Annotated in this window: 22 protein-coding genes and 2 pseudogenes; 16 read left to right on the top strand and 8 right to left on the bottom strand. The window is 65.3% G+C overall.

Translation table 11 applies throughout. From position 1 onward, the window contains the following. Nucleotides 1-24 precede the first annotated feature (24 nt). The 9 genes from KI794_RS09075 (at nucleotide 25) to mutM (ending at nucleotide 7,016) form a co-directional block, all read left to right on the top strand. Nucleotides 25-939 carry an ABC transporter ATP-binding protein gene (locus KI794_RS09075; RefSeq protein ID WP_255807852.1) on the top strand — a complete coding sequence of 305 codons (915 nt, stop codon included), beginning with the start codon at nucleotides 25-27 and terminating at the stop codon, nucleotides 937-939. Between the two features lie 46 nt (nucleotides 940-985). Continuing rightward, complete coding sequence (locus KI794_RS09070; protein ID WP_255807851.1) at nucleotides 986-1,855, top strand: ABC transporter permease subunit; 870 nt, start codon at nucleotides 986-988, stop codon at nucleotides 1,853-1,855. A gap of 55 nt (nucleotides 1,856-1,910) precedes the next feature. Beyond that, the gene (locus tag KI794_RS09065) at nucleotides 1,911-3,221 is read left to right on the top strand and encodes a sensor histidine kinase (RefSeq protein WP_255809756.1); all 1,311 of its coding nucleotides are present in this window, start codon (nucleotides 1,911-1,913) and stop codon (nucleotides 3,219-3,221) included. Nucleotides 3,222-3,250: 29 nt separating this feature from the next. Continuing rightward, nucleotides 3,251-3,934 carry a response regulator transcription factor gene (locus tag KI794_RS09060; RefSeq protein ID WP_119284306.1) on the top strand — a complete coding sequence of 228 codons (684 nt, stop codon included), beginning with the start codon at nucleotides 3,251-3,253 and terminating at the stop codon, nucleotides 3,932-3,934. A gap of 34 nt (nucleotides 3,935-3,968) precedes the next feature. Further along, complete coding sequence (gene coaD / locus KI794_RS09055) at nucleotides 3,969-4,463, top strand: pantetheine-phosphate adenylyltransferase (RefSeq protein WP_119283993.1); 495 nt, start codon at nucleotides 3,969-3,971, stop codon at nucleotides 4,461-4,463. After that, on the top strand, nucleotides 4,463-5,008 hold the full coding sequence (locus KI794_RS09050) for a YceD family protein (protein ID WP_255807849.1): 546 nt from the start codon (nucleotides 4,463-4,465) through the stop codon (nucleotides 5,006-5,008). Before coaD ends, KI794_RS09050 begins: the two co-directional genes overlap by 1 nt. Before the next feature lie 13 nt (nucleotides 5,009-5,021). After that, on the top strand, nucleotides 5,022-5,225 hold the full coding sequence (gene rpmF / locus KI794_RS09045) for a 50S ribosomal protein L32 (RefSeq protein WP_119283991.1): 204 nt from the start codon (nucleotides 5,022-5,024) through the stop codon (nucleotides 5,223-5,225). 75 nt (nucleotides 5,226-5,300) lie between these two features. After that, nucleotides 5,301-6,029 carry a ribonuclease III gene (gene rnc / locus KI794_RS09040; protein WP_255809755.1) on the top strand — a complete coding sequence of 243 codons (729 nt, stop codon included), beginning with the start codon at nucleotides 5,301-5,303 and terminating at the stop codon, nucleotides 6,027-6,029. A gap of 3 nt (nucleotides 6,030-6,032) precedes the next feature. Next, entirely contained in the window at nucleotides 6,033-7,016 is a 984-nt protein-coding gene (gene mutM / locus KI794_RS09035) for a bifunctional DNA-formamidopyrimidine glycosylase/DNA-(apurinic or apyrimidinic site) lyase (protein WP_255807848.1), read from the top strand. Nucleotides 7,017-7,100: 84 nt separating this feature from the next. Here mutM and KI794_RS09030 read toward each other — a convergent pair whose 3' ends face one another. The 5 genes from KI794_RS09030 to KI794_RS09010 form a co-directional block, all read right to left on the bottom strand. After that, nucleotides 7,101-8,552, bottom strand: a complete 1,452-nt coding sequence (locus KI794_RS09030; RefSeq protein WP_255807846.1) for a hypothetical protein — start codon at nucleotides 8,550-8,552, stop codon at nucleotides 7,101-7,103. Between the two features lie 352 nt (nucleotides 8,553-8,904). After that, entirely contained in the window at nucleotides 8,905-9,207 is a 303-nt protein-coding gene (locus KI794_RS09025; RefSeq protein WP_255807845.1) for a hypothetical protein, read from the bottom strand. A gap of 57 nt (nucleotides 9,208-9,264) precedes the next feature. Next, nucleotides 9,265-11,163 carry a hypothetical protein gene (locus tag KI794_RS09020; RefSeq protein WP_255807844.1) on the bottom strand — a complete coding sequence of 633 codons (1,899 nt, stop codon included), beginning with the start codon at nucleotides 11,161-11,163 and terminating at the stop codon, nucleotides 9,265-9,267. Continuing rightward, complete coding sequence (locus tag KI794_RS09015) at nucleotides 11,160-11,462, bottom strand: helix-turn-helix domain-containing protein (protein ID WP_255807843.1); 303 nt, start codon at nucleotides 11,460-11,462, stop codon at nucleotides 11,160-11,162. Before KI794_RS09015 ends, KI794_RS09020 begins: the two co-directional genes overlap by 4 nt. A gap of 213 nt (nucleotides 11,463-11,675) precedes the next feature. Beyond that, the gene (locus KI794_RS09010; RefSeq protein WP_255807842.1) at nucleotides 11,676-13,151 is read right to left on the bottom strand and encodes a recombinase family protein; all 1,476 of its coding nucleotides are present in this window, start codon (nucleotides 13,149-13,151) and stop codon (nucleotides 11,676-11,678) included. A 41-nt stretch (nucleotides 13,152-13,192) separates the two neighbouring features. Here KI794_RS09010 and KI794_RS09005 point away from each other — a divergent pair. From KI794_RS09005 to KI794_RS08990, 5 genes and pseudogenes are all read left to right on the top strand, one after another. After that, nucleotides 13,193-13,330 (top strand): annotated as a pseudogene (locus KI794_RS09005) (zinc finger domain-containing protein); the annotation flags it as partial. A 143-nt stretch (nucleotides 13,331-13,473) separates the two neighbouring features. Beyond that, nucleotides 13,474-13,710 (top strand): annotated as a pseudogene (locus KI794_RS16310) (AAA family ATPase); the annotation flags it as partial. Nucleotides 13,711-14,042: 332 nt separating this feature from the next. Beyond that, a complete protein-coding gene (locus KI794_RS09000) occupies nucleotides 14,043-14,492 on the top strand; it encodes a MepB family protein (protein ID WP_255807841.1) in 450 nt (149 codons plus the stop codon). A 222-nt stretch (nucleotides 14,493-14,714) separates the two neighbouring features. Further along, entirely contained in the window at nucleotides 14,715-15,332 is a 618-nt protein-coding gene (locus KI794_RS08995; RefSeq protein ID WP_255807840.1) for a TetR/AcrR family transcriptional regulator, read from the top strand. Then, a complete protein-coding gene (locus KI794_RS08990) occupies nucleotides 15,332-17,188 on the top strand; it encodes an alpha/beta fold hydrolase (protein WP_255807839.1) in 1,857 nt (618 codons plus the stop codon). Before KI794_RS08995 ends, KI794_RS08990 begins: the two co-directional genes overlap by 1 nt. Before the next feature lie 93 nt (nucleotides 17,189-17,281). On the opposite strand, the gene KI794_RS08985 is transcribed toward KI794_RS08990, so the two are convergent. Further along, nucleotides 17,282-18,058, bottom strand: a complete 777-nt coding sequence (locus tag KI794_RS08985) for an alpha/beta fold hydrolase (protein WP_255807838.1) — start codon at nucleotides 18,056-18,058, stop codon at nucleotides 17,282-17,284. An 84-nt stretch (nucleotides 18,059-18,142) separates the two neighbouring features. Between KI794_RS08985 and KI794_RS08980 the strand changes: the two genes are divergently transcribed. Continuing rightward, a complete protein-coding gene (locus tag KI794_RS08980; RefSeq protein WP_255807837.1) occupies nucleotides 18,143-18,838 on the top strand; it encodes a helix-turn-helix transcriptional regulator in 696 nt (231 codons plus the stop codon). Between the two features lie 17 nt (nucleotides 18,839-18,855). On the opposite strand, the gene dctP is transcribed toward KI794_RS08980, so the two are convergent. Further along, nucleotides 18,856-19,788 carry a TRAP transporter substrate-binding protein DctP gene (dctP, locus tag KI794_RS08975; protein ID WP_255807836.1) on the bottom strand — a complete coding sequence of 311 codons (933 nt, stop codon included), beginning with the start codon at nucleotides 19,786-19,788 and terminating at the stop codon, nucleotides 18,856-18,858. Nucleotides 19,789-20,479: 691 nt separating this feature from the next. On the opposite strand from dctP, the gene KI794_RS08970 reads away from it, so the two are divergent. Then, complete coding sequence (locus KI794_RS08970; protein ID WP_255807834.1) at nucleotides 20,480-23,683, top strand: InlB B-repeat-containing protein; 3,204 nt, start codon at nucleotides 20,480-20,482, stop codon at nucleotides 23,681-23,683. A 204-nt stretch (nucleotides 23,684-23,887) separates the two neighbouring features. Here the strand turns inward: KI794_RS08970 and KI794_RS08965 are convergent, their stop codons facing one another. Further along, on the bottom strand, nucleotides 23,888-24,400 hold the full coding sequence (locus KI794_RS08965) for an HXXEE domain-containing protein (RefSeq protein WP_255807832.1): 513 nt from the start codon (nucleotides 24,398-24,400) through the stop codon (nucleotides 23,888-23,890). Between the last annotated feature and the right edge of the window lie 251 nt (nucleotides 24,401-24,651).

The raw sequence follows: 24,651 nt of genomic DNA, 5'->3' as shown, positions 1-24,651 counted from the left end.
AACCTCTCTCGAATAGGAGACATCATGATCGAGGCTCGCGGGCTCACCAAGCACTACGGTGCGAAGAAGGCTGTCGACAATGTCAGCTTCACGATCCAGCCTGGCCAGGTGACAGGCTTCCTGGGGCCGAACGGTGCAGGCAAGTCGACGAGCATGCGGCTCATGGTCGGTCTCGACAAGCCAAGCGCCGGTACTGTCACTGTGAACGGTGAGCGCTACTCAGAGCTGCGCGCACCGCTCGCCGAGATCGGCGTCCTGCTCGACGCGAAGGGTGTCCACCCTGGCCGCAGCGCACGGAGTCACCTGCGGGCTCTCGCAGCGACGCACAGCATCTCCGACAAGCGAGTGAACGAAGTCATCGAACTCACGGGGCTCGAGTCAGTCGCGAACAAGCGGGTCGGCGGCTTCTCGCTCGGAATGGGCCAGCGTCTCGGGATCGCGGCCGCACTCCTGGGAGACCCCAAAGTGCTGATCCTTGATGAGCCAGTGAATGGCCTTGATCCTGACGGTGTGCTCTGGGTGCGAAACCTGCTGCGCCACCTGGCGAGCGAGGGCCGCACGGTGCTGCTCTCAAGCCACTTGATGAGTGAGATGGCGCAGACGGCCGACCACGTGATCGTGCTCGGGCGCGGCCGCGTTGTCGCCGACGCTCCGATCTCTGACTTCGTCGGCAACGGCACGGCTCGCGTCACGGTCCGCAGCCCGCAGGCTGCCGAGCTTGCGTCGCTCGTGATGACTGGGCGCCCCAACATCGACCTACAGCCGTTGGACCGCGGCGAGGGCGAGGGGTTTTCTGCGGCGGGCCTCACCGCGGCCGAGATCGGTACGATTGCCGCGTCGAACAGCATCGTGCTGCACGAGCTCACGCCGGTGACCGGCAGCCTCGAGGACGCCTACCTCCAGCTCACTCGCGACGAACTCGAGTACGCTGCCGGCTGAGCCCCGGAACGCGACCCCACCGACTCTCGACGAACTGGACCCACTCATGACTTCCTCAACATACACTCCACCTACCACGCGGCAGACCTTCGCCGGCTCAGGCAGTGCTCCCAAGCTCAGCTTCGGCGGCGTGCTCAAATCTGAACGGATCAAGCTGAGCTCGCTCCGCTCGATCCGCACAACCCTGCTCATCACGCTGCTCGCGAGCGCTGGGCTCAGCCTGCTCAGCGCGTGGGCGATGAAGAGTTCCTTTAGCTACGAGGGCCTCGACGTATCGGCGTTGCCCGTCGACGCGCTCCAAAGCTACCTGCTGACTGTCTCGACGTTTGCCTCGCCGTTTCTCGCGCTCATTTTCGGCGTGCTCGGGGTATTCGTCATCTCGAGCGAGTATTCGAGCGGAATGATCCTGTCGAGTCTCGCGGCCGTGCCCCGGCGGACGCCCATGTACTTCGGAAAAGCCATCGTGCTCGCCGCGATTGCCGCAGTCACCGCCCTCGTCCTTGTGCTCGTGGGTCTCGCGATCGGTATCGCCTTCCTGCCGGCGGCAGCTGGCGAGGTCTTCTCAGGCACCGTGCTGACGGGAACGCTCGGCGCCATCGTCTATCTCGCCTCCGTTGCGCTCCTTGGCTTCGGCTTCGCCGCGGTGCTGCGTTCAACGGCTGGCGGGATCGCGCTCGTCGCTGGCCTCATCTTCGTGCTGCCCATCGGTTTCCAGTTCCTGTCGATGACGGGCTGGGAGTGGGTTCCCACCGTGAGCCAATACCTGCCGATGTCGCTCGGCAGCACGCTCAGCATGGGTGACGTTGCTACGGGATCCGACCCGACGTACTGGGTCGCGATGCTCGCGATTGCGCTCTGGGCGGCCGTTCCATCGGCTCTCGGCCTGGCAGTGCTGAAGTCTCGCGATGCGAAGTAGTCGCGGGGCTGAAGCACCGGGAGTTTTCCGGTCGCGCCAGTAGGGTAAGAGTGTGATGGGGGAGACGCAGATGAGTGAGGCCGCGCGAGCCAACTCTGAGGCGTTCCTGCCGAACCCTCCTGGCGCGATCAGGCGGTGGGTGGCGGCGCACCCGCGGGCGATCGACATGGCGATCCTTGTGTGTTATCTCATCGGGGCGATCCCGCTTGCGCTCCTCGACATTTTCACGCTGTTCTACGATCGCTCCGGCGAGAACGTTATCGCCACCGCGGCCTACACGCTCGTGCTGTCGCTGCGGCTCGCAGCTGGCACCATTGCGCTGATCCTCCGTCGTCGTGCGCCACTCATCGGCCTCATCATCGTCATTGTCGCGCTCTTCGGTGAGGGCGGCCCGCTCGTCATTGCGAACGCCGTCGCAGGCTGGTTCCTGCTCTACGCGGTACCTGTCTACCGCGACGTGCGGACGGGATGGATCGCATACGCTATCGCTGTCGGCGGCAACATCCTTGCAGTGTCGATCCCGACCGTGACGACGATTTTTGGTGAGAATCCGCAGGGGCGAGGGCTGATCGGTGTGATCGTGCTCGACGCGATCTGGGCGCTCGCCGTGCTGCTCATCGGTATCAATCTTGGCAACAGGCGGCGATACCTCCAGGCCATTATTGACAGGGCGCATCAGCTCGCCCGCGAGCGTGACCAGCTTGCGCAGCTCGCTGTTGCAGAGGAACGCTCTCGAATCGCCCGAGAAATCCATGACATCGTCGCCCACTCAGTGTCGGTCATGATCGCACTCTCCGAGGGCGCGGCCCGCGCAGTCGAGAAGGCGCCGACCGAGGCAGCGAATGCGATGCAGCGCAGCGCTGAGACCGGGCGCACAGCCCTCACAGAGATGCGGCGGCTCCTTGGCGCGCTGCAGATGAGCGAGGCCGCAGACATGGCGCCGCAGCCGAGCCTTGACGACATCCCGGGACTCGTCCAAGGCTTCGAAGACGCAGGCCTCTTCGTGACTCTCGACACGAACGTCGAGGCCCTGCCTGACAGGCTGCAGGGCCTCGCAATATTCAGGATCGTGCAGGAAGGCCTGACGAACGTGCTCCGCTACGCTGGCGTTGGCGCCAAAGCCAACGTGACGCTGCGTGCCGCGGCGGACGGCCTCGAGGTTGTTGTGCGTGACCATGGACGACCCGCGAATACAGTTGGGCCGACGACTGGCCTCGGGTCGGGCCGCGGCCTCGCGGGCCTCGCGGAGCGCGTCCGCGTGTTCGGAGGCTCAATCAGTTCGGGCCCGGTGCCATTCGGCGAGGGCTGGCAGTTACGTGCGTTTTTCCCCGCGGGCGCGGGGACGAACCCGAGTGAGAGAGGGTGAGTGTGATCGATCCGCATCACATCAGGATCATGCTTGTCGACGACCAGGAGCTGATTCGCACGGGGTTTCGGCTCGTGCTGCTGTCTGAGTCTGACATGGAGGTCGTCGCCGAGGCTGGTGATGGCGGCGAAGCGCTCGCAGAGCTCGCTCGGTTGTCGGGCGAGGGCAACGGCTGTGACGTCGTGCTTATGGACGTACGTATGCCGGGAATGAACGGCATCGAGGCGACGAAGCGCATCGTCGCTGAGTTTCCAGCAACACGGGTGCTCGTGCTCACGACCTTCGACCTTGACGAGTATGCGATCGGCGCGATTCAGGCGGGTGCGAGCGGTTTTCTCCTCAAGGATGCACGCCCGACTGAGCTCGTCGATGCAATCCGTCGCGTCGCGAGCGGTGACGCCGCGATGGCCCCGGCAGTGACAGCACGCATGATGGAGCGGATGCGTGACACAGGTGCCGTAGCGCCAGCGGCCCTGTTCGCAGCACCCGCGCCTGGGGCGGGAGACGCTGTCGCTGCGGAACTCAGCGAACTGACAGAGCGCGAGCTTGACGTTCTGAAGCTCATTTCAGACGGCAAGAACAACTCGGAGATCGGAGCAGAGCTGTTTCTGTCTGAATCCACGGTGAAGACGCACGTCGGGCGGGTGCTGTCGAAGCTTCAGCTTCGTGACCGCGTTCACGCCGTAATCTTTGCAAAGCAGCACGGGCTTTAGGGCATCTTGCGGCTCGACCGCGTACTGTAGAGGTATGAGCAAAATCGCAGTGGTTCCCGGGTCATTTGATCCGATCACCCTCGGGCACCTCGACGTGATCCGGCGCGCAGCTGCCGTGTTCGACGAGGTCCACGTACTTGTCGTTCACAATCCAGGAAAGTCGGCGATGCTGCCGATCTCTGAGCGGATGTCTCTGATCCAGCAGTCGCTTGACGAGGATCCAGAGACGCCTGACAACGTCATTGTTGCATCGTGGTCGGTCGGGCTGCTCGTCGATTACTGCACGGAGGTCGGTGCCTCGGTGCTTGTGAAGGGCATCCGTTCGCAGCTCGACGTTGCGTACGAAACGCCGATGGTGTTGATGAATCGGAGCCTCGCGAATGTCGAGACCGTATTCATGCTCCCTGAGCCCTCGCACGCCCACGTGTCGAGCACGCTCGTGCGCCAAGTGTCCTCCCTCGGGGGAGACGTCAGCCCGTACGTGCCTGCGGCAGTGGCGCGCTTTCTCGCGACGACGAGGCCAGCATAATGGCCCGGCTGTACGAGGAGAGCGTCCGCGACATCGTCAACCGTCCAGGGGAGATGCGCGAGCGCGAGATTGAGATCGTCGTGCCCGACCGTTTTGGGGAGGCGCTCGCGTGGATCCCTGAGGGCGAGAAGCTCTCGCTTGACGTGCGTCTCGAGTCGGTGCACGAAGGGATCCTGGTGTCGGCGACGGCGCGTTCGACGATGCACGCCGAGTGCGGTCGCTGCCTTCGCGACTTCACCGCGCCGTTTGAAGTCGAATTTCAGGAACTTTTCGCGTATACTCCTACGGAGGCCGACGAGTATGGGGTTCACGGTGATCACGTGGATCTTGAACCCCCGCTCCGAGACGCGGTAGTGCTTGCACTGCCGTTCCAGCCTGTGTGTCGCCCGGACTGCCCGGGACTCGATCCCGAGTCCGGCGAGCCACGCGATACCGAGGCTGTGATGGCGACTAATGTGGATATTGATCCGCGTTGGGCGGCACTGGCTGACTTCAAGGCTGTAGAATCATTAGGTTCGGGTGTGCCCGAATCTGAGAGTAACTAGGAAAGAGAGCATCATGGCTGTTCCCAAGCGCAAGATGTCGCGTTCGAACACCCGTCACCGCCGTTCGGCGTGGAAGGCTTCGGTACCCGCACTCGTCAAGACTGTCGAGAACGGCAAGACCGTGTACAGCCTCCCGCACCGCGCCCGCGTGGTCGAGGACTCGCAGGGCAACGCTCTGTTCCTCGAGTACAAGGGTCGCCGCGTAGCTGACGCGTAAGACTTACCCGTGACGGGGAATGATCACTCACTCCCGCGACACGAACACGGAGAGCCGTCGGGCACCCCTCAGGGAGTGCCAGGCGGCTTTCTTCACGCGTTCGACGTCGCGGTTGAGCCGGAGCTTCTCGAACTCGCACTGACCCACCGCTCGTGGGCCTACGAGCACGATGCGGCCCCGCACAACGAACGACTCGAGTTTCTTGGCGACTCAATTCTGGGCCAGGCTGTCACGGTGAAGCTCTACCGTGAGCATCCAGACCTCACCGAAGGCGAGCTCGCGAAGCGCCGTGCTGCGCTCGTGTCGACGCTCGCACTCGCGGAAGTCGCTCGCGGGCTCCGCCTCGGCGACGAGCTGCGCCTGGGTAAGGGCGAGGAGCAAACAGGCGGTCGCGACAAAGATTCGATCCTCGCCGACACCGTCGAAGCCGTGATCGGCGCGGTGTTCCTCTCGACTGATGCTGACACAGCCGCACGTTTTGTGCTGCGACTCATCGAGCCGCTGCTCGACGACCCTGATCGCTTTACGGAAGTGCTCGACCCGAAGACTACCCTCCAAAAGGAGGCGTCGACGCGCGGGCTCCCCGGCCCCACGTATGACACTATCGGCGCCGGCCCTGACCACGCTCGGGTGTTCAGTTCGACAGTGCGACTTGGCGATGTCGTCGGCACGGGCGAGGGCACGAGTAAGAAGGTTGCCGAACTGGCGGCGGCCCGCGACGCGGCTGCTCAGCTGCGCGCCGCACGCGCGGGGCGCAAAGCGAGGCGCGGGAGCAAGGGCGGCGCGCAGGCCGCTGGCCGGTAGGCAATGCCCGAGCTTCCCGAAGTTGAAGTTGTGCGCGCCGGGCTCGCGCCTGCGGTCACCGGTGCGCGAGTTGTCGCGGTCGAGGTGATGGATCCGCGCGCCCTCAAGCGCCACACGCCAGCGGGGGAGGACCCCGGCCTTGGCGGGCACGGCCGCACCCTCCCTGAGGGGGCGGCGCGTAGCCGCGCCGCTGACTTCGAGCGCCGCCTCACCGGGCGCACGCTCCAGGCGCCTCAACGGCGGGGGAAGTTCCTGTGGATCCCGCTCGCGGTCGAGACCGCGCCGAGCGTCTCGGGGAAGCTGGCAGAGGAGCCCGAGACTGCGCTTCTGGCCCACCTCGGGATGAGCGGGCAGATGCTGCTGCGGGCGACAGATGCGGTGGACGATCGGCACGTGCGGATCCGGACCTGGATCGAACACCCCGAGCACGGCGAACTGAGGGTCGACTTCGCCGACCAGCGGCTCTTTGGCTCCCTCGCACTTGACGCGCTGACTCCAGCGGCGCCAATCGGTTCTATTCCGGCGCAGGCAGCACACATTGCGCGCGACCCGCTCGATCCCCACTTCGACGACACCGCCTTTGTCGAGAAGTTCAGGTCGCGTGGCGTCGGCGCGAAGAAGCTCCTGCTCGACCAGCGAATGGTGAGCGGGGTCGGAAACATCTACGCCGACGAGACGCTCTGGCGCGCGCGCATCCACCCAGACACCCCCGGATCTGCGGTGTCGGTGCGTGGAGCCGTTGCGCTTTTGCATCATCTCCGCGAAGTCTTCGAGCAGGCGCTCTCAGAAGGCGGAACCAGCTTCGACGAGCAGTACGTCAACGTGAACGGGCAGGCTGGCTACTTCAGCAGATATCTACATTCATATGGTCGAACCGGGGAGCCGTGCGACCGCTGCGGTACCCCGATCAAACGGATAGCCTTCGGCAACCGGTCAAGCCACTTCTGCCCCCGGTGCCAGCGGAAACCATCTCACGCGAGCACCTGAAGGACGAGGGGTTGTCCGTCCGTGAGGTGCTCGCGTTCGTGGACGCGGGGTGTGTGCTGCGTGCCGTTGCCCCTGGCTGCCTGGTCACGATCCGAGCCCGTACCTCTCTGCGGGAGTCTGCTGGCGGGGCGGCTGCGGGGCGCGCTGCTCTTCGGCGATGCGCTCGCGATCCGCTCCGACCGTCGCCTTCAGCGTCTTCCGGCGAGCAAGCTCCTTGTCGAGGATCGGCCGCAGCCTGGTGTCGCTCCTCGGGATCACATTGTCGAGCGCGCGGGCGAGGTCGTCGACCTGCTCCATGCGTCCCTCTGCGGCCCTCTGAGCGGCCTTGGTGGCCTCGGCAGCCTGCTCGGCCTCCTGGCGCGCCCGAGCGGCTGCTGCGCGATCCTCGGCGGTCTCCTCACGCACACGGGCAACCTCCTCCTCGCGGGCACGACGACGCAGCCCCGGCAGGTCTGCGAGGTCGCGGTCGAGCTGCGCGCGGTCGGCGGTGATCTCGGCGGCCTGGGCGTCGAGATCTACCTCTCGGGCGTCGAGCTGCTCGCCCCGCTCCTCGACGTAGTCGACCATCTCGTCGGCGACCCGACGCGCGTCCATCGTCGCGGCGTACTCGGCCTTGCCCGAGCCGGAGAGGTGCCGCTCATGGTCGTAGTCAGCCTCGACGGGGTAGCCGAGCGACACCATGCGGTCGCGAAGACCCTTCTGGTAGCGGCTCATCTTGTTCTGCGGCAGCTCCATCATCTCGCGCACGACGCCGTCCTTGTCGGCGCGCAGCTCGGTGACGTCGCGGTGCGATCCCCACATCTGCGAGGACTCGCAGCGGAGCTTGCCGTCGTGCTTCGGATCGGGCGCGAGCGTGTCCGCCATGATCTGGATGTGCGGGGTCGACTCGTCGAAGTTGATGTCGTACCCGTGGATCGCATCGACGCCCCCGTTGAGGACATCCTCGGCGTAGTAGCGCACCACCTCGTCGAAGTAGCGCAGCGCCTCGTCACGGTCGCGGGCGACCCAGCGCGAGCGCATCATCGGCTCGTCGTTGGCGTCGAGAACAGGCTCGCCCGTCTTATCGTCGATGATCGGGTAGAAGTTCGGGATCTCGACGCACATCGACTTCGGCAGGTGCGCGGCGATCAGCGTGGTCTCGAAGCTATTCGGGTTCCACTTGCGGCCGTCGCCGCCGACGCGGTCGGCCTCCGCCTCATCGGCGGCGGCCTCCTTGCTCTTGTGCACGCCGCTGTCGCGGCCGGGGCCGATGCGCGCGTCGCCGTAGTCGAGGACCTCCTGAATGCCCGTTGGCCGACGGAACGTGCCGTCGCCGTTGTTGACCATCGCGACGTTCAGATGCGTGTCGTCGCGGACGATGCTCGACCCCGGCTTCGACGCGAAGAAGTCGGCCTCCGCCGGGTCGAGATCGCGCATGGACTCGCGCAGCAGATCGCGACGATCCGCGCGCGTGTTTCCCGGCGTCCCCTTCTCCTTCGACCCCATGTGCCGAAGGTGGCGGATGTTGCCGCCGGTGCGGCCAGTCGCGTTGCTCATGTCCTGCTCCATCCCGCGCAACGAGCCTCCCGCTGCGCTCCTCGTCGTGCGTGCTGTCGCCGCGTCTGCACGGTCGCCGGGGTACATCCCGACGCCGCTCCGCCGCAATACAACCCGTGCCCCTGAGCCTCGGCTTCGCCCTCAGGAGCCCGCGTTGTATTTAGCCCCGTAAATACAAATCTCGCTGCGCTCGATTTGTACGGGGCGCCTGCGGCGGGCTCCTCGGCCCTGGCGGGCCTCGACGCACCCCTACGCGGGCGGCCCACTGGGCTCCCCGCTGCGGCGTGCTCGGCACGTCGAGCACCCCGACAGCCTGGTGACTGTCGGGGGCTCTCCGTGTGGGTCGGCAGCATCACTGCCGACCCCAGCCGTCCGACTCGTACGACGCGCGGGCGTCGGTCTCGTCGTCCGAATCCGGGGAGACCGTCTCGTGCGAATCGCTCGAGACGGTCTCCTCCGAATCGTCGGGGACGGTCACCCCGTCCAGGGCGATCCGCGACGCCGCAATAGCGTCGGTCGCACCCTTCACGCCGGGCGCGAAACGCTTCGCGATCTCACGCCCGAAGGCCTCATACTCGCGAGCCTCTGCGAGCTTGGCGGCCTGCTGCACCGAGGCGGCCTCGGCGTACAGATCCTTGCTGGTTTTCGATGCCACGGCGTGGCTCCTCTCGTTGTTGTGGATCGGCCCGCCGACGGCGAGCCGGGGGTCTGGTCACGCGCCGTACGGGCAAGGGTCGCCCCACGGGGCATGCGGCTTGCCGTCGAGCCCGCAGAACGTCTTGCAGAGCTGGCGCGCTTCGGCCAGGGCGATCCGGTCGAGCTCACGCTCGGTGCGCTCGGCTGCCGCGAGCTCGGCGGCACCGACAGCGACCTCGGTCTCGTGCGCCGCGAGGTCGTCTCCGGTGAGGACTTCGAGCCCAGGCATGACCAGCGCGAGGGCATCCTCCTTGCTGAGGTCAGCGGCAGGCTGAAGCGCGTGATGCTGCTGGAGCACCGGCGCGAGCAGGCGGTCGCCGATCTCGATGCGCGCGGCCTCGCGATCCTCGTCGCTCTCGATACGGTCGAGAGCAGCGCCGATCTGCGCCATGCTGGCCCGCATCGTGGCGAGCTTCTGGAACTCGTAGAACTCCCGGGTGTCGCTGATGAAGCCCTGATTCACGTAGACGCCGATCTCGTCGGCGGTGACCTCGTGGACGAACGGGAATCTGCCGTAGGACTGCCGCTTGTCCTCGACGGCATGGAAGACGCCGCTGCGGTCGGTGTACTCACCAGCCAAGCCGTCCAGGTACTCCCGGTAGGGCGTGACCCGGGTGATGATGTTCACCTCGTGCACCAGCCGGACGGAACCGTACTTGATGTTCACGTCATCGCTGCCGGGGTGGTCGTCGAATACCTGCCAGACGCCCGTGCGGCCACCGAGCGCGTCCATGAGGTCTACGGGGCCGTAGTCGTCCCAGATGATGACCGGCTGACCGCGGTAGTTCTGCAGCGGCACGCGCTTGTCCTTGGCCTCGTGGTAGCACTCGGCGGCATCCAGATGCGGATACAGCGCCCGCGCGAGCAAGCGGGCGAGCTGGGTCTTGCCCGTGCGCCCGAGGTCGATCTCGCCCACCTTGCCGCCGATGTAGTGGTTCGTGCGCATGCGCGGCGGCTCCTGGCTCAGCAGGAAGTCGGCGCGCCACTTCTTGAAGCTGTCGATGTTCCGGCCGTAGATCACCGGCTCCTCCTCGCGCACCTGGCGCAGCGACTTCGCGCCGTGCATGACCGCGAGCATCAGCTCTTCGAGCTTCTTCGTGTTCTTACGCTGACCAGCCTTGAACGAGCGGGCGAGCTTATGATCGTCCAACTCGCTCCGCCAGTCGGCGATGTTCGAGTGCACCTCGTCGTCGGCATAGACGTGCTTGCCCTTGGCGACCTGGTTCGGGTGCTCGTGCGTCAGGTACTCGACGAGATCGAGGAATGCGCTCTGCGGCTTCACCTCGACCTGGCTCGGCGGCACGCCGAAAGCACGGGCGATCACGTCGAGATTCGCAAAGGACTTCCGCTCAACGGCGATGTGGAAGTGATCGGCCTTCGGATCGCCCAGCACCAGCGCCGGGTTCTTCTTCACTTCGTCAGTGCCGATCTCATCCTTGTCATGCTTGATCCACGCCCAGCGCGTCATGCCCTTCGCGCCGACCGCCTGAGCGATCTTCGACTCCGAAATGAGCTGGCGTCCACTGGTGTAGGTCTCGTTCTGGGTCACGAAGAACACGCGACCGCCCATGTCTGTCGCGTAGTGCCAATCGCCGCCCTCCTTGTAGGGGTCGTCATCGGTGCCGACGAGAGCGAGCAGGCGCAGCGATTCCGGCTCGCTCCCCGAGACAGGGGCCACGGAGTCGTCATCCGAAGACGCAGAAGGTGCTTCGGAGTCGGAAAACGACTGCTGCACCCCCGAAAAACGACTGGAACGACTCGCGCTACTGGCGGGGGACACAAGCCCAGTGTCCCCCGCCCCAGCCGCAGAATCATGCGGTTTTTCGGAGGCTTCAGACGGCGAAACGACTAAAACGACTCGATCGACTGACCCCTTTTCGGAATCTCCCGAGATGGGGTTTTCGGCGGCGCTCATGCCGACACCTCCTCGGAGTCAGCGGAGGCGAGCACGGCGGCGATGCGAGAGCGCTGGGCCTCGGAGAAGCGCGGGGCGTTGGCGACGAGATCGGCGATGATCCTGTCGGCGTCGGGCTCGACCGGCTGGGGCACGGTGAGCGCGCGGATATCCTCGGGCGCGAACAGCAGCTTGCCGCGCAACTTGGCGGCCGGGAGGCGGCTCGTCTCTACGAGGCGGCGCAGATGCCGCTCGGAGTAGCCGCTGCTGGCCGAAGCCTCGGCCAGTGGGATGGTGAAGTCAGAAACAGGGGTAGCCATGATGGCGTCCTTCCGAAGAAGTTCGCCGTCCTGACTTCAGCCGCCCGGGGGACGGATATCCCGGACGTGTGAATGATGTGGTGTCCCCGAGGTGCGTATCTCCCCGGAGCACTGAGCGGCCCGCGAGCCGATCCGGTCATGGGCGAAGATACCGAGTTGCGAACCCCGGCTGGACGACACCCTGCCAATTTCTATTCTGTTACTCCGCCTATTCTATCCGATCGCGTCCAGGTTTGTCTGCGAGCCTTTCATCTCGATCTTCACGAGGCTCGGATCGAATCCCTTTGCGCCGCGTCGGGATGGGAGCAGCGTCACCGTCATCACCTCGGCCAAGATCAGCCGACGGCGCGGGATGTCGAGCGCTCCCCATGCGGCCACGACATCGGGGGCATCCACGACCTGCAAGCCCGGGTTCGACGGCGCAGGGGCAAGTAGTCCGTCGAGCTCGTTCAGGCGGCCCTGGAGCCGTGCGGACTGCTCGCGCACGGCCTCGGCGTCGAGAACGCCGTCGGCGTACAGTTTGGCCAGGCCCTTGAAGCGCTCCTGCGCCGCGATCCTCTCGATCCGCAGCGCGTCACGGTCGATGCCTCGCTCCTCTGGCGGCGCGAAGAGATCTCGGGCGTCGTCCTGCATAAGTCGTTCCAGCAGTGCAGCCTCGACGAACTCCTCCACCGGCCCCGCGTTGCGGGAGAGGTGTTTGTGCGCGAGGCAGGCGTACAGACGCTTCGGTGCGTACTCGCGGCGCTCGCCGTTCTTGAGTGTGCTGGGGGAGCGCTGGTAGTAGTTGGTGTACACCTTCGTCCGGCCGTCGTCACACCTGCCGCACAGCGCGAGACCGGTCAGCAAGTATCGCGGCTCGGTGCCCCAGCTCCGGCGGCGTTCAGGCGCGTGCAGCTTCGCCTGCACCGCGTCGAAGACATCGGCGGACACGATGGCCTCGAACGCGCCGGGATACTCCTCGGCCGACATCTTCGAGACTTTCCGCTTCTCGGAATCGGGCTCCCACTTCGTGATGACGCCCTTGTAACGCGTGTTGCTCAGCAGCGAACGGATGTTCTCGTTCGACCACTCGCGACCCCTCGTCGTGGTGAACCCCTGCGCCGTCAGATCGCGGGCGATGTGCGTGATCTTCACTCCGGCAAGGAAGTCTTCGAACGCCTTCTTCACCGCCGCTGCCTCGTCGTCGATCTGAGTCACGCCGTCGTCGTCATAGCCGAGGATGCGGCCTCGCATGATCGGAACGCCCTTCTTGCGCCGGGTTTCGTTCGCGCCGATGGCGCGCTCGGACTTCCGGCGTATCTCGAACCGGGCGACCGCCGCGAGCATCGTCGCGCGGAACTCGCCGTCAGCCGAGGTCAGGTCGATCTCTCCGTCGGCCGTGGCGATCTTCGCGCCCAGGTCGATCAGCTTCACGAGGTCCTGCAGCGTGCGCAGCAGGCGGTCGAGATCACGGGCGGCAATGACATCGAACTTGCCGGTGTCGAGGTGTGAGAGCATCCGCGCCCACTCGGTGCTGCCGTCGCGCGCCTTCGTGGCGGAGACTCCCTCGTCGATGTACTCGGGGCCGTACTCCCAGTCGCGCGCAGTGCACATGCCCCTGATCCGCCTCCGCTGGGTCTCCAAACTCAAAGACTCGTCGTCGGTCCCATCGGACTTGGAGACGCGGAGGTACACAGCTGCAACGGTCATACTCGGACTATAGCGGACATGAACGTTAGAAACTGCGGTAGGCGGGTTACTTTGCGCACTCGCTCAATGCATACGGGCGCGGGGGAGAGGCCTGCCCGCGCTGCGGCACGGCGATCAAGCGGGTTCCGTTTGGTGGGCGGTCGAGCCACTACTGCCCGCGCTGCCAGCGGAGAAAGTAACTCGGCGCTGAGCCTGCCTCTGCGTGCCGCTGAGCCTGCCTCTGCGTGCCGCTGCGTCTCTGTCCGCCCCCGCGTAGTGCGCGCCTGCGCCTCGGGGTAGCATTCCCGGTGTCTGGAGGGGTGAGGAGGCCGCATTGCGTGTTGTGATCTCTGGCACCCACGGGACGGGAAAGAGCACGTTGCTTGCAGACTTTGCTTCGTCGCGTAGTGGCTGGGAGACGCTGCCAGACCCGTACGAGTACCTCGATGGCGCGGAGGCCGCGCCGGGGGCTGAAGTGTTTGCTTGGCAGTTGCGGCTCGCTGCGGCACGACTGTTGGATGCGCATGCTGGTAACTTGATTGCCGAGCGCGGGTCGCTCGATTTCCTTGCCTACCTTCAGGCCATCGAAGAACTTGGGCGAGGCGAGACGCCACCCGCACTGTGGGAGGAAGGCTGGGCGCTAACCCAGCGCGCGATGCTCGCCGTAGACCTGCTCGTGCTGCTCCAGCTGAGCGCCGCGGCAGGGATCCGGATTGGCGCCGACGAGGGTCCCGAACTGCAACAGGCAATGGATGTGTCGCTTCTCGAACTCGCGGAGGATCCGGATCTCACCGGGGCGCACGCGTTGTTGAGATCACGGGTACTCGGAAGCGGCCGCTCACGTTACTTGAGGACGCGATCGGCTAGCCCATCGCTCGCGGGGCGGCGCAGGTGGGGCGATACGGTGAACATGTGCCATTCACTGCGTTTCGCGACTTCGAGCTCCTCCCCGCTGCCGCAGGCGAGCGGCTCGGGCCGCCGCGGGCTGAGGAACAAAACACCGACTACGAGGCTGGCCTCGTCGCCATCGGGGCAGAAACCTGGCGGATTCGCACGGCGCGGGTCACCCCTACGAAGCCTGGGGCGTTCGTCGCCGTCTGGCGGCGCGATGATGACGGGGTGACGAGGCCGTTTGTGGCCGACGAGGTGCACGACGGTCTGCTCGTGTTCGTGCGCGATGGGACGCGCTTTGGGGTGTTCAGGTTCACGCCTGCTCACCTAACGGACTTGGGCGTGACGCGCACTGATAGGAGTCCCGGCAAGCGCGGATTTCGGGTGTACCCGAACTGGTGCGACGAGCTCAACGCGCAGGCGGTGCGCACTCAGGTGGCCCAGTCGGCCGCGTTCACGCTACTCAGCTGAAGCGCGACTGAAGCGCGACTGAAGCGCCACTGCAGCGCCACTTGAGGGCCTCGGCTGGCGGGCCTTGCCCATTGTGGTGCGACCGACATCGCGGTGGTCGCGCAGGCTGGGGGTTGGGCGCTGAGTGTCGGTGCTGGGCGCTGAGTGCCGGCGATGAGTGCTGGGTATCGCGGGGAAAGCCCGGGCTTGCGCAAAATATGTAGACCGGTCTATTCTTGCTGTATGCGGTCACAGACATCAGGCGCGCTCACCAAGGGTGCGCAGACACGGGCACGCCTCGCGGCGGCCATGCTCGAACTCATTCAGTCGAACGGGTACAGCGGAACGGGACTCGCCGCAGTCACCGAACATGCGAACGCGCCGAAGGGCTCAATGTACTTCCACTTCCCAGACGGGAAAGAAGGGCTTGGTGTCGCCGCCATCGAACTTGCCCAGGAACAGTTCGAGACTCTCGTGCTCGAGGCAGCAGCCAGCGAGGGTGGCGCGGCAGCCGCGGTACGGGCGGTGATCGCGGCCGTGGCGGCAATCGTGGGCGAGAGCGACTACCGCCTGGGCTGTCCGGTGTCTGTTGTCACGCTCGAGATGGGGGCCGAAAGTGAGCGCCTGCGCGGCGCCTGTGAGCAGGCGTTTCGCGCCTGGGTTACGCCGGCAGCGCGACTGCTCGAAGCCGAGGGGCTCGCTGCCGCAGACGCGGCGTCCCTCGCAACCGCAGTCGTCTCGGCGATTGAGGGTTCGGTGATTGTGTCTCGCGCGATGCGCAGCACGCAGCCGCTTGAAGCGACAGCTGACGCAATGGCAGAGCTGATCGCGATTCGCCTCGCTCACGGAAGCGTCGCGTGATGGGGGAGAGTGGGAACCGGGGCCTGACGGCCGAGGGCGAGATCGCATCGGGTGGGGATTCGCGTCACGCGCTTGTGTTCGGGGCGTCCGGGCTTGTCGGCAGGCACCTGGTGCTCAAGCTTCTCGGGGCCGGCGCAGACGTCACCGTGGCAGTCCGGTCAGAGGAGTCCGGAGCGAAGGTTGTGCAGTGGGTACGCGAGCACGGTGGCCTCGGATCGGTACAGACAGCCGTTGTCGATTTCGCGGCGCCCGAGATCTTGGCTGGCGGTCCAACGGCCTTCGCCTCAGTCACCGAGATCCACAATTGTGCGGGACTGTACCGCTTCGGGATGTCTGTCGACGAGGCGCGGGACGCAAACGTTGGGATCGTCGAGCGGGTGGTTGAGTTTGCGTCGCAGCTTCCCAGACTCGGGCGACTGCTCCACATCTCTGGTTACAGGGTCGGTGGACAGGATCCGTCCTTGGTGCCCTGGAGCGATACGCATCGCTCGGCGGTGTACGGGGAAGCGGGCGCCTACGAGGGCTCAAAGATGGAGTCTGACGCGGTGTTCCAAGCGCGGGCGACCGAGCTCGGCCTGGCTTGGACAGTCGTGAACCCGTCGAGCGTGATCGGCGATAGCGTCACTGGCGAGTCCGACCAGCTCATTGGGCTTGCGACAACAGTCGGGCAGCTCTACCGCGGGGAGACAGCCGCGCTCCCGGGCGGCGACGACGTCTTCCTGCCCGTCGTCACGGTCGACTACTTTGCGGCATTCATGGAGCGTGCCGCGACCGATCCTGGTGCAGCAGGTCGTGCATATTGGGTGCTCGATGACCGCACGCCGCCGCTCGGCGACATGCTTGCGCACGTCGGAAGGCACCTCGGCGCGCCCGTGCCGCGGGTGCGTGTGCCCGTCGCAGTCATCAAACGCCTGCCACAGCGGATCACCAAAGCCGACCCCGAGACGCTGACGTTCATGTCCGCTGACAGGTATCCGACCGACGCCGCGAACGAGCTTGCAGCGCGACACGGGCTACTGCAGCCAGACGTCAGGGTCTCGCTTGAACGGTGGGCCGACTATCTTGCCGCGCATCGTTTCGGGGCACAGCCCGGCGATGATCGTCGCTACGTGGAAGCGGGCGGCATTCGGACATTCACGCTTGGTGCGGGCGACGCGTCGGGTCTGATCCTGCCAGGACTGCCGATCAACGCAGACACCTGGGCCGACGTAGCGAGCGATATTGACGCTCGGGTTGTTGACCTTCCCGGGCTGGGGCTGAGCGGGGCAACGGGCATCACCGACTGGGGGCGGTGGCTTCCCGAGGTTCTGCCGACCAGCCCGGTCCATCTCGTCGGGCACTCCCTCGGCGCCGCGGCCGCAGTCACTGCAGCGGACAGGTTCCCGGGGCGCGTGAGCGCACTGACTCTCGTATCTCCGTTCTTTCTGCAGTCGCGCTCAGTCACGAGGCATCTCCCGCGGCCGCTCATTGCCGCCTATATGCGTGGGCTCAACGGGACCGGACTCTCGCGGCTGCTGACGGGTACGGACGCGGAGGCCGACGCGCTCGAATCCAGCGTGAGTGACCTGCGCCGAGGGGCTTCTCGCCGCGTCGCAGCGCAACTGCGGCAGACTGCATCGCTGCGGTGGCGGGCCGAGCTTCGCGTAGCCCTCGCACGTTTCGAAGGCCCGGTCACGATCATCACCGGGGCACAGGATCCGCTCGACTCGGCGCTGGTTGCCGAGCTTGCATCGCGCCCGAATATCGGCGTCGTCGCGATTCCCGGAGCCGGGCATCATCCGCACCTCACGCACCGAGCCCTCCTGAGCGAGGCTCTGGTAGGTGGCCGGGAGTCGCAGCCAGGGGTCACTGTATAGCGCATCGATGGTTCGCGGCTTGGGCTCGCCCTGCACGCCGCGGCGCCCGGCCTGCCAGCGCTCGCCAATGGCGTGCGGCGCTCCGGTGGGTGGCTATCGGTCGAGCGTGGCCATCAGGATCGATGCAAGCTCGCGCGGTCGACTCCACATCGGCCAGTGGCCTGTCGGGAGGTCGACATAGGTGACGTCCGTGAATCGCGGCACCTCTGCGAACATGGGGTGACCCGCAGCGCCGAGGGCCGCTACGTCTGCACTTGAGAGCGAACAGCACACGAACGTCGTTGGCACGTTGTAGCGTGCGTTGTTTCGAAGCGCCACCCGCTCGCGGAGCACGCCCGCCGGCTCTGGCAGGGCCCGCGCTCGGAACTCCTCGAGGGATGCCTCGCTGAGCTCCGCAAGGCTCGCCTGTTTCCCGAGCGCGGCGAAATCGGGCAGTGGCAGTGCGTCTGTGTGCTCTGCACCGTCTTCGCCCGCTGTGCTCGCTGTGCCCGCTGTGCTCGCTGTGTCCTCTGGGAAGTCTGGTGCGAACGCAGTGGCGTCTCCGACTGGCCCGCTGTCGACCCACACGACGCGCGCGACGATGTCGGGGGAGCTGTCGAGCACCGCCGTCACCGGGCCGTTCGCGCCGCTGTGTGCCACGAGGACGACGTCGCCGCGGTGCTCGCGAATCGCGGCTTCAATCGCGCGCGCCTGGTCGGTGAGGTTACGCAGTTCGCGATCCGGATCCGCTGGATCCCGGCCTGGCAGCGTGAGTGCGGTGGCGCGGTGACCTGCTTCCTGCAGGTGCGCGACAACCTCGTCCCATGCCCAGGCGCCGAGCCAATGCCCGGGGACGAGAACGAATGCTGAGTGGGGTGCGTGTGAAGTCATGAACGTATCTTCCCGCGGGTGGCGGACAACTTGATGGCACTATTTCTGTCATGATTTCACCACACACCTCTTGAAGGGGGCTTGATGAAACGTTCGGAGCGGCTGCACGCACTGTCTGAGGCGCTGCGTCGGAGCGGAACCCGAGGGGTGACCGCTGCCGGCCTGGCCGCGCAGTTCGGCGTGTCGCTGCGCACGGTGAAGCGAGACATCGACGCGCTCGAGAACAGCGGACTACCTGTGTGGGCGAGGCCTGGCCCCGGTGGAGGCTACGGAATGCTTGTGCAGGGAAACCTGCCGCCAATCACCCTGAGCCCTGCGCAGGCCGTTGCGTTGCTCGCCGCGGTGACCGCAGCGGCGGATGCGCCGTTTGCCGACCTCGCGGCGGCCGGAGTGCGGAAGATTCTCGACGTGCTCGACCCTGCCACCCGAGTGCACGCCGGCGAGCTCGCTCAACGCATCTGGGTAGACAACGAGGCAGCGGGTCCCCGGACCGTTCGCTCTGCCTTGGAACAGGGCCTCGCTGACCAGCGGGTCGTGCGCATCAGATACGTCTCGGCGGAGGGTGAGGAGACCACTCGCGATGTCGAACCCATGATTTTCGCGGCGACAGGTGGGCACTGGTACCTGATCGGGTGGTGCCGGCTTCGCGGCGCAATCCGCTGGTTTCGAACGTCCAGGGTACTCAGCGCGCGAACAACGAACGACGCCTGCACCGGACACCACGTCGACGAAATCGGTCCGCCTCCTGCGACTGCCGGGCCGCTCCAAGCCGGAAACTAGCGGGCCGCGGGCGCAACTTACTCGCCCGCCGCAGCGCGCGCCGCCCGCACCCACTCGTCGAACACTTCCTGGGCGGGAAGCCCCTGAGCCTCATGCTCCGAGATCCACGCTGCCTGGGCCGCCGTCACGGCTGGGTGGAGCGATTCGACATCCTCAGCAGTCAACGTGTAGAAGTCGACCTGATCCCCGAGTTGCTCCCTGATGGAATCGAAAAGACCAGCCGTCGCCTCGCCGAAGCGCTCAAGCGCGGCGGCAGACGCCTCCCTGATTGCGTGCTGGATGTCTGGCGGAAAGCCGTCCCACGTGGCCGTCGACATTGCGAGTGTGACCGCGGCGAGGCCAAGCTGCGAGTTCACGGAAATTGACTCAGCGACTTCCTCAAGCTTGTACTGAGCGGCGGTCTCGCCTGACGTGATCGACGTGTCGATCGTGCGCCGCTGGAGCGCCTCGTAGATTTCGGTCGTGGCCAGAGTCGCCGCGGCGCCACCTGCCTCGACGATGACAATATCGAGCATTCCACCCGAGCCACGCACAGTCAGGCCGCGCCAATCATCGATGCCCCTCACAGGTGCACCACGGTTGACTAGCTGGTTCTGGCCCACGATGAGCCCCAACATCGGCGTCACTCCCTTGGGTTCCCACTCCAGTTCGGCAAGTGAACCAAGCAGGAGCCCCGTGTACGCAGCTGATGCCTCGGGCAGCCCCGCCGGAGCTTGGATGCCCGGGAGCGCGACGACGCCAGAGAGTGGCAGGTCAACGGGTGCGGCGACAGTGGGAGGGAAGATGGCAGCGTCGACAACCCCTCCCTGCACCGCCGCGTAGAGCTCTGAGGTCTCAACGAGCTGACCGCCCGGATAGTAGTCAAATGTCACCCGCCCACCCGTTCGCTCGGTAACCTCCTCCTGCCACGGCACAATGAGATCAGTCGCGAGGAAGTGAGTGGGGGGCATATAATCTGCGAGCCGGATGGTGTACGTTTCTCCCGCTTCGTCTGCGATCGACGAGTCGCAGGCGCTCAGAGAGAGGGCAAGCCCAGCCGCGGAGCATAGGGCGGCTGCACGAAGTGCTCTCGTGCGTGCTGCTACGTGAGTCATGTCGGTTCTCCGTTCTCGAAGCGTCTGTTCGTGGGCTGCATGACGTGGCGGGCCGTGGGCGTAAGAAGCCTGAGGCGGCGCTCAAGGCAGCCGTGCCGACGGGAGCGTCTGGCCTGTGCCGCACGCCTGTGTGGGGGAGAAGGCGACGTTGCCCTGGATGAAGTTCAATCGTCGCCGCGGGCGACCAGTCTGTCCAAGACTGATCGCTCTGCGATTCGGGTCATACCGGTATGAGTTGCACTGCGGGCAGGCCTCGGGCACGAGGTGCCTCGTCTGAGAGCAGGTGATGCTGGGCAACGAGAGACAGCGAGGCCAGGACAAACTGCTTTGTGCACGAATGATATGCATGTGTGCAGCCAAGCTGCACTTGATTTCGCTATTGCAGCATCAGATTGGCTGCAATTGTGAGGATTCTGCGCTGTGCATTGACTTTAGACAGAGAACTCTTAGGGTTGCAAATATGGTGCGACACACACGTCATTCTGCAATCCATCGCCCCTCGCGGCCGCGGCTGCGGCCTCTGGCTGCCCTCTCGACGGTTGCGGCGATGGTGTTCGGCTCACTGCTGCTCACCGCCCCGGCACATGCGGCCGAGTCTGTCTCGGTCGACACAGCTGACGAATTACGTGACGCGTTCAATGACGCCTCCGTCGATACCGCGATCGAGCTGAGCGCTGCATTCCCCGATGAGCTCCCCGGCACGCTGTCTCTGACAAATAGTGCGGGTATAGCAATCGAAATCGACGGCACCAATCACTCTCTGAGCGCTCCAGCAGTGGGCCGCCACATTCAGCTCACCGTGGGCGGGGCCGGCTCCGTTGCATTGCGAAACCTTGAACTCGCGCCTCGGGCTGACGGGACCAACGGCGGTCTCCAGGTCACTCAGAATGACAGCGCCGCAGTCGAGCTCAGCGGCATCACAGTCGCTGACCTCGGCGCGAGCGCAGTCGTGCTCGGCGGATCCGGATCGGGGCAGCTGCTACTCGAAGACATGACGATAGCGAGAAACTCGGCAAGTACGGGCGCGGCGCTGTCGTTCGGTCGCAACAATGCAGACGCTCAAACCACGATGAATCGAATCAGTGTGCTTGAGAACGTCGGAACCAACGGCGCTGGTTACTCGGGCGGCGCGATGAGCTTCAGAGCCGACTCGCGCGGCGCCGTCCTGATCCAGAACTCGCTCTTTCGCGACAACGAATTCCGTGAAGGGGGAGCGCAGCCCCGCGGCGGGGCCATTTCGCTGCACAATTCGTACGTGCAGTTGACACTGCACAATGACCTCTTCGAGGGCAACAGCACGGCCTCGTCCTCGACCCCGGCGAACGCCGACGGTGGCGCTGTCTCCGTCATGAACCCCAACCAGACGCACAACGGGTCGCTGACGGTGACAAACAGCTCGTTTATCGGCAACACTGCGCAGGACGATGGGGCGGCCATTTTTGTCGAGGGGCAGAACGCTTCCTCAACTCCACCGTTTCTCACGAAACTGACAGTCAAGAACTCCACGTTTGCGAACAACGTGTCTGGCGGCGAGACTGCTGACACTGGCGGTGCCATCCAGGTCTCGCTGCGCGTCGAGGTCGATATTTCGAACAACACGTTCTTTGGCAACACGAAGGATCAGGGGCGCGGCGGCGTCGACTTCGGTGTCCACACGACGTTCAACTCTGGTGGATTTCAGCGGCCCGCCGGGGCGCTCGCAGACAACGTCTTCACTCGGTCGAATTCGGTGGCAGGCATGCTCGGAACATCCCTGACCTGCTCCGGCGGTGTCGCCTGCAGCGTCCCTGCAGGCGAAGAGGAGGCGTACGCGAAGGGGATCTTTGGGACAGTCACTCCTGAGCCGGCTGCCAACGGCACCACAGTGATCGCGGGCGACGCGCGTTCTGGGGCAGAAAGCCGAGCGATCCCAACCCTTGCGATCGTGCCGCCTGTGACCGACGCAACGCCCACTGCGTCTCGCATCGTGACTGGCGACACTGGGCTTGACGCAGATGAGCGCGGCGTCGCCTACCGTCCAACCGGCCCACAGGATGCGGGCGCGTACACGATGGACTACGTACGATTCGACGCAGCCGAGAACGGGGGCTCGTGGACGGGACTGACGCCCGCCTTGCCAGGCGAGCAGGGGAGCTTCATTAGCGACGCAACCGCCTCCAATGGCTGGTTTGAGGTCGCGTCACCGGGCGCCTCAGTGCCGCTGCCAGCAACTAACCCGACCCCGCCGGCAGGCAAATCCTTTATCGGCTGGTTCGAGAGCCCGACAGGGGGAACTCAGGTGACCGCGCCAGTCGCTGTAGCCGGCCAAACCGTCTACGCGCAGTTCGCTGACGTTGAATACACGGTGACCTTCGAGCCTGGCAACGGCGAGGCCTCATTCTCTGAAACCGTCGCACACGGAGATACAGTCGCCGAGCCAGCCGAGCCTGTACGTGAGGGCTTCACCTTCGCTGGCTGGACTCTCGATGGAGACGAGTACGACTTCGCGGCGGCGGTGACCTCCGATCTGACACTCATCGCGGTGTGGGAAGAGGTGCCTGTCGTCGAGCACACAGTCACATTCGACCCGCAAAACGGAGAGGCGTCATTCACCGAAGCCGTCACAGACGGTGAAGCCGTGACCAAGCCCGCCGACCCGACTCGGGAAGGCTTCACGTTCACTGGGTGGACGCTTGCAGGGGCAGCATACGACTTCGACAGCCCAGTCACCGCTGACATCACGTTGGTGGCGGGTTGGGAGGAGGTGGCCGTCGTTACCCACACGGTGACGTTTGATCCGCAGAACGGCTCGGACCCGACCGAAATTCAGGTCGCTGACGGCGACCCTGTGGCGCAGCCTGCCGATCCGACTCGTGAGGGCTTCACCTTTATCGGCTGGACCCTGCAAGACGTCGACTACGACTTCGATAGCCCTGTCACCTCAGACATTACTCTCGTTGCGCAGTGGGAAGAGATCCCGGTTGTCACTCACACAGTGACATTTGATCCAGACAATGGCGAGGCGACATCTACGGAGAGTGTCGTCGACGGCGGCTCGGTCGCGAAGCCAGCTGACCCCGTCAAGGATGGGTTTGCCTTCACTGGGTGGACGCTCGACGGTGAACCATACGAGTTCAGTAAGGCGGTGACAGCTGACATCACGCTCGTTGCAGCTTGGGAGGAAGTGCCCGCCGTGACGCACGTCGTGACTTTCGATCCCGATAACGGTGACGAAGTCTCCACCGTGACTGTTGTCGACGGCGAACTCGTCGCGCAACCGAGCGACCCTGTGCGCGAGGGACACACATTCGCCGGCTGGACGCTGAACGGCGAACCGTACGACTTCGCGACGCCCGTGACAGCAGACACAACGCTGCTTGCGTCGTGGGAGCCTGTTGGAGCGAAGAATCACACGGTGACATTCGACCCCGACAACGGGCAAGCCTCAACGACGGTCACAGTGGCCGACGGGAAGGCGGTGGCGAAGCCCGCAGACCCAGTACGTGACGGCTACACCTTCACCGGGTGGACGCTGAATGGAGCTGTCTACGACTTCAGCTCCCCGGTCACCACCGATCTGACGCTGGTGGCGGCCTGGAAGACTGCCGTTGTGCCGCCAACTGTTGACCCGAACAAGCCGACTCCGCCAGTGATCGAGACGACGGGTGGGGCGCCACTCGCGCCGGTTGCGCTTGCTGCCGTGCTGCTTCTCGGTCTCGGGGTCATCGCTGTAGTCCGCGCCCGACGGAGTTGGGTGCGCGGGCAAGAGTAGCGTTCGGGGTGTGTGGGTCGAGTGTGATCTCGGCTCACACGCCGAGCAAGGAGAAGGAGCACCCTTGGCGAGTCGCGCTACAGTGCACCGCCGATGCAGAGAGTGAGCCTCCCGCGGACACGAACGTGAGCAGCTTGCCTCGCCCGGCTTGCGCCCGTGGGGCCGTGCGGCCGTGGTGCACGATGGCTTCTGTCGCCGGCAGGGTTACCGTCGGTTTTGCCGGCTAGGAAACATACGTGCCACAACCTGGCTGGCTAGGGCCGCGGGTAGGAGTAGCGCCGCCCCACGGGCGTAGTCGCCGGCGCGTAGCGGCCTACCGGCGCGCCTGAGTTCACTGCGCGCCGCGAGAGCTCCGGGCAACATGACAGGCACCGCGGTTGCGACTCCAGCTGTGTAGCGACGCTGGACAAGCGAGGCGGCGAGGTGTGTACTCACGTGCGATTCGAGCCCCGCCACGGTTGCCCGGTAGAGCTGGGACCGGCCGTCGCTGAGCGCGCCACGCCAGCACGCGAACGCGACGAGTACGCCCATGAGCCCAACCGCGCCCCACGACTGGCCCTTGGAGATGCGCAGCCGCTCGACTCCGGTGCGCCCTGCCAGAGCGTCGAAAGTCGAGGGGAATGTCAGCGCCTCTTCGATGTCGTGAACGCACCAGGCTGCGAACAGCGCGAGTGGTCCGCGTCGTCTCGTCTGAGTTGCCCGTGTCTCGCTCGCCATGTGGCCATTGTATGAAGTTTGAGGTGCCGGGTGGCGGCCGCAGACGGAGCTTCGACGTCTCGAAACCCGAGGAACAGTACCCCGCCAAGCCTGGATTCTTCTGGCAAGCAGAATTACCGGCAAATTTCACCCGTGAATTGTGCATCTCAGGGTCTTGCGGGGCGGCAGAGTAAGAACTAGCCCGGAAAGATCACCGCGAAAGTGATCTGGCAATCACCGCAGATCTGGCAAACACTACAAACTGGCAATCA

The organism is Leucobacter aridicollis, from assembly GCF_024399335.1.
Taxonomy (GTDB): Bacteria; Actinomycetota; Actinomycetes; order Actinomycetales; family Microbacteriaceae; genus Leucobacter; species Leucobacter aridicollis_A.
This window is presented reverse-complemented; position numbering and strand designations above follow the sequence as displayed.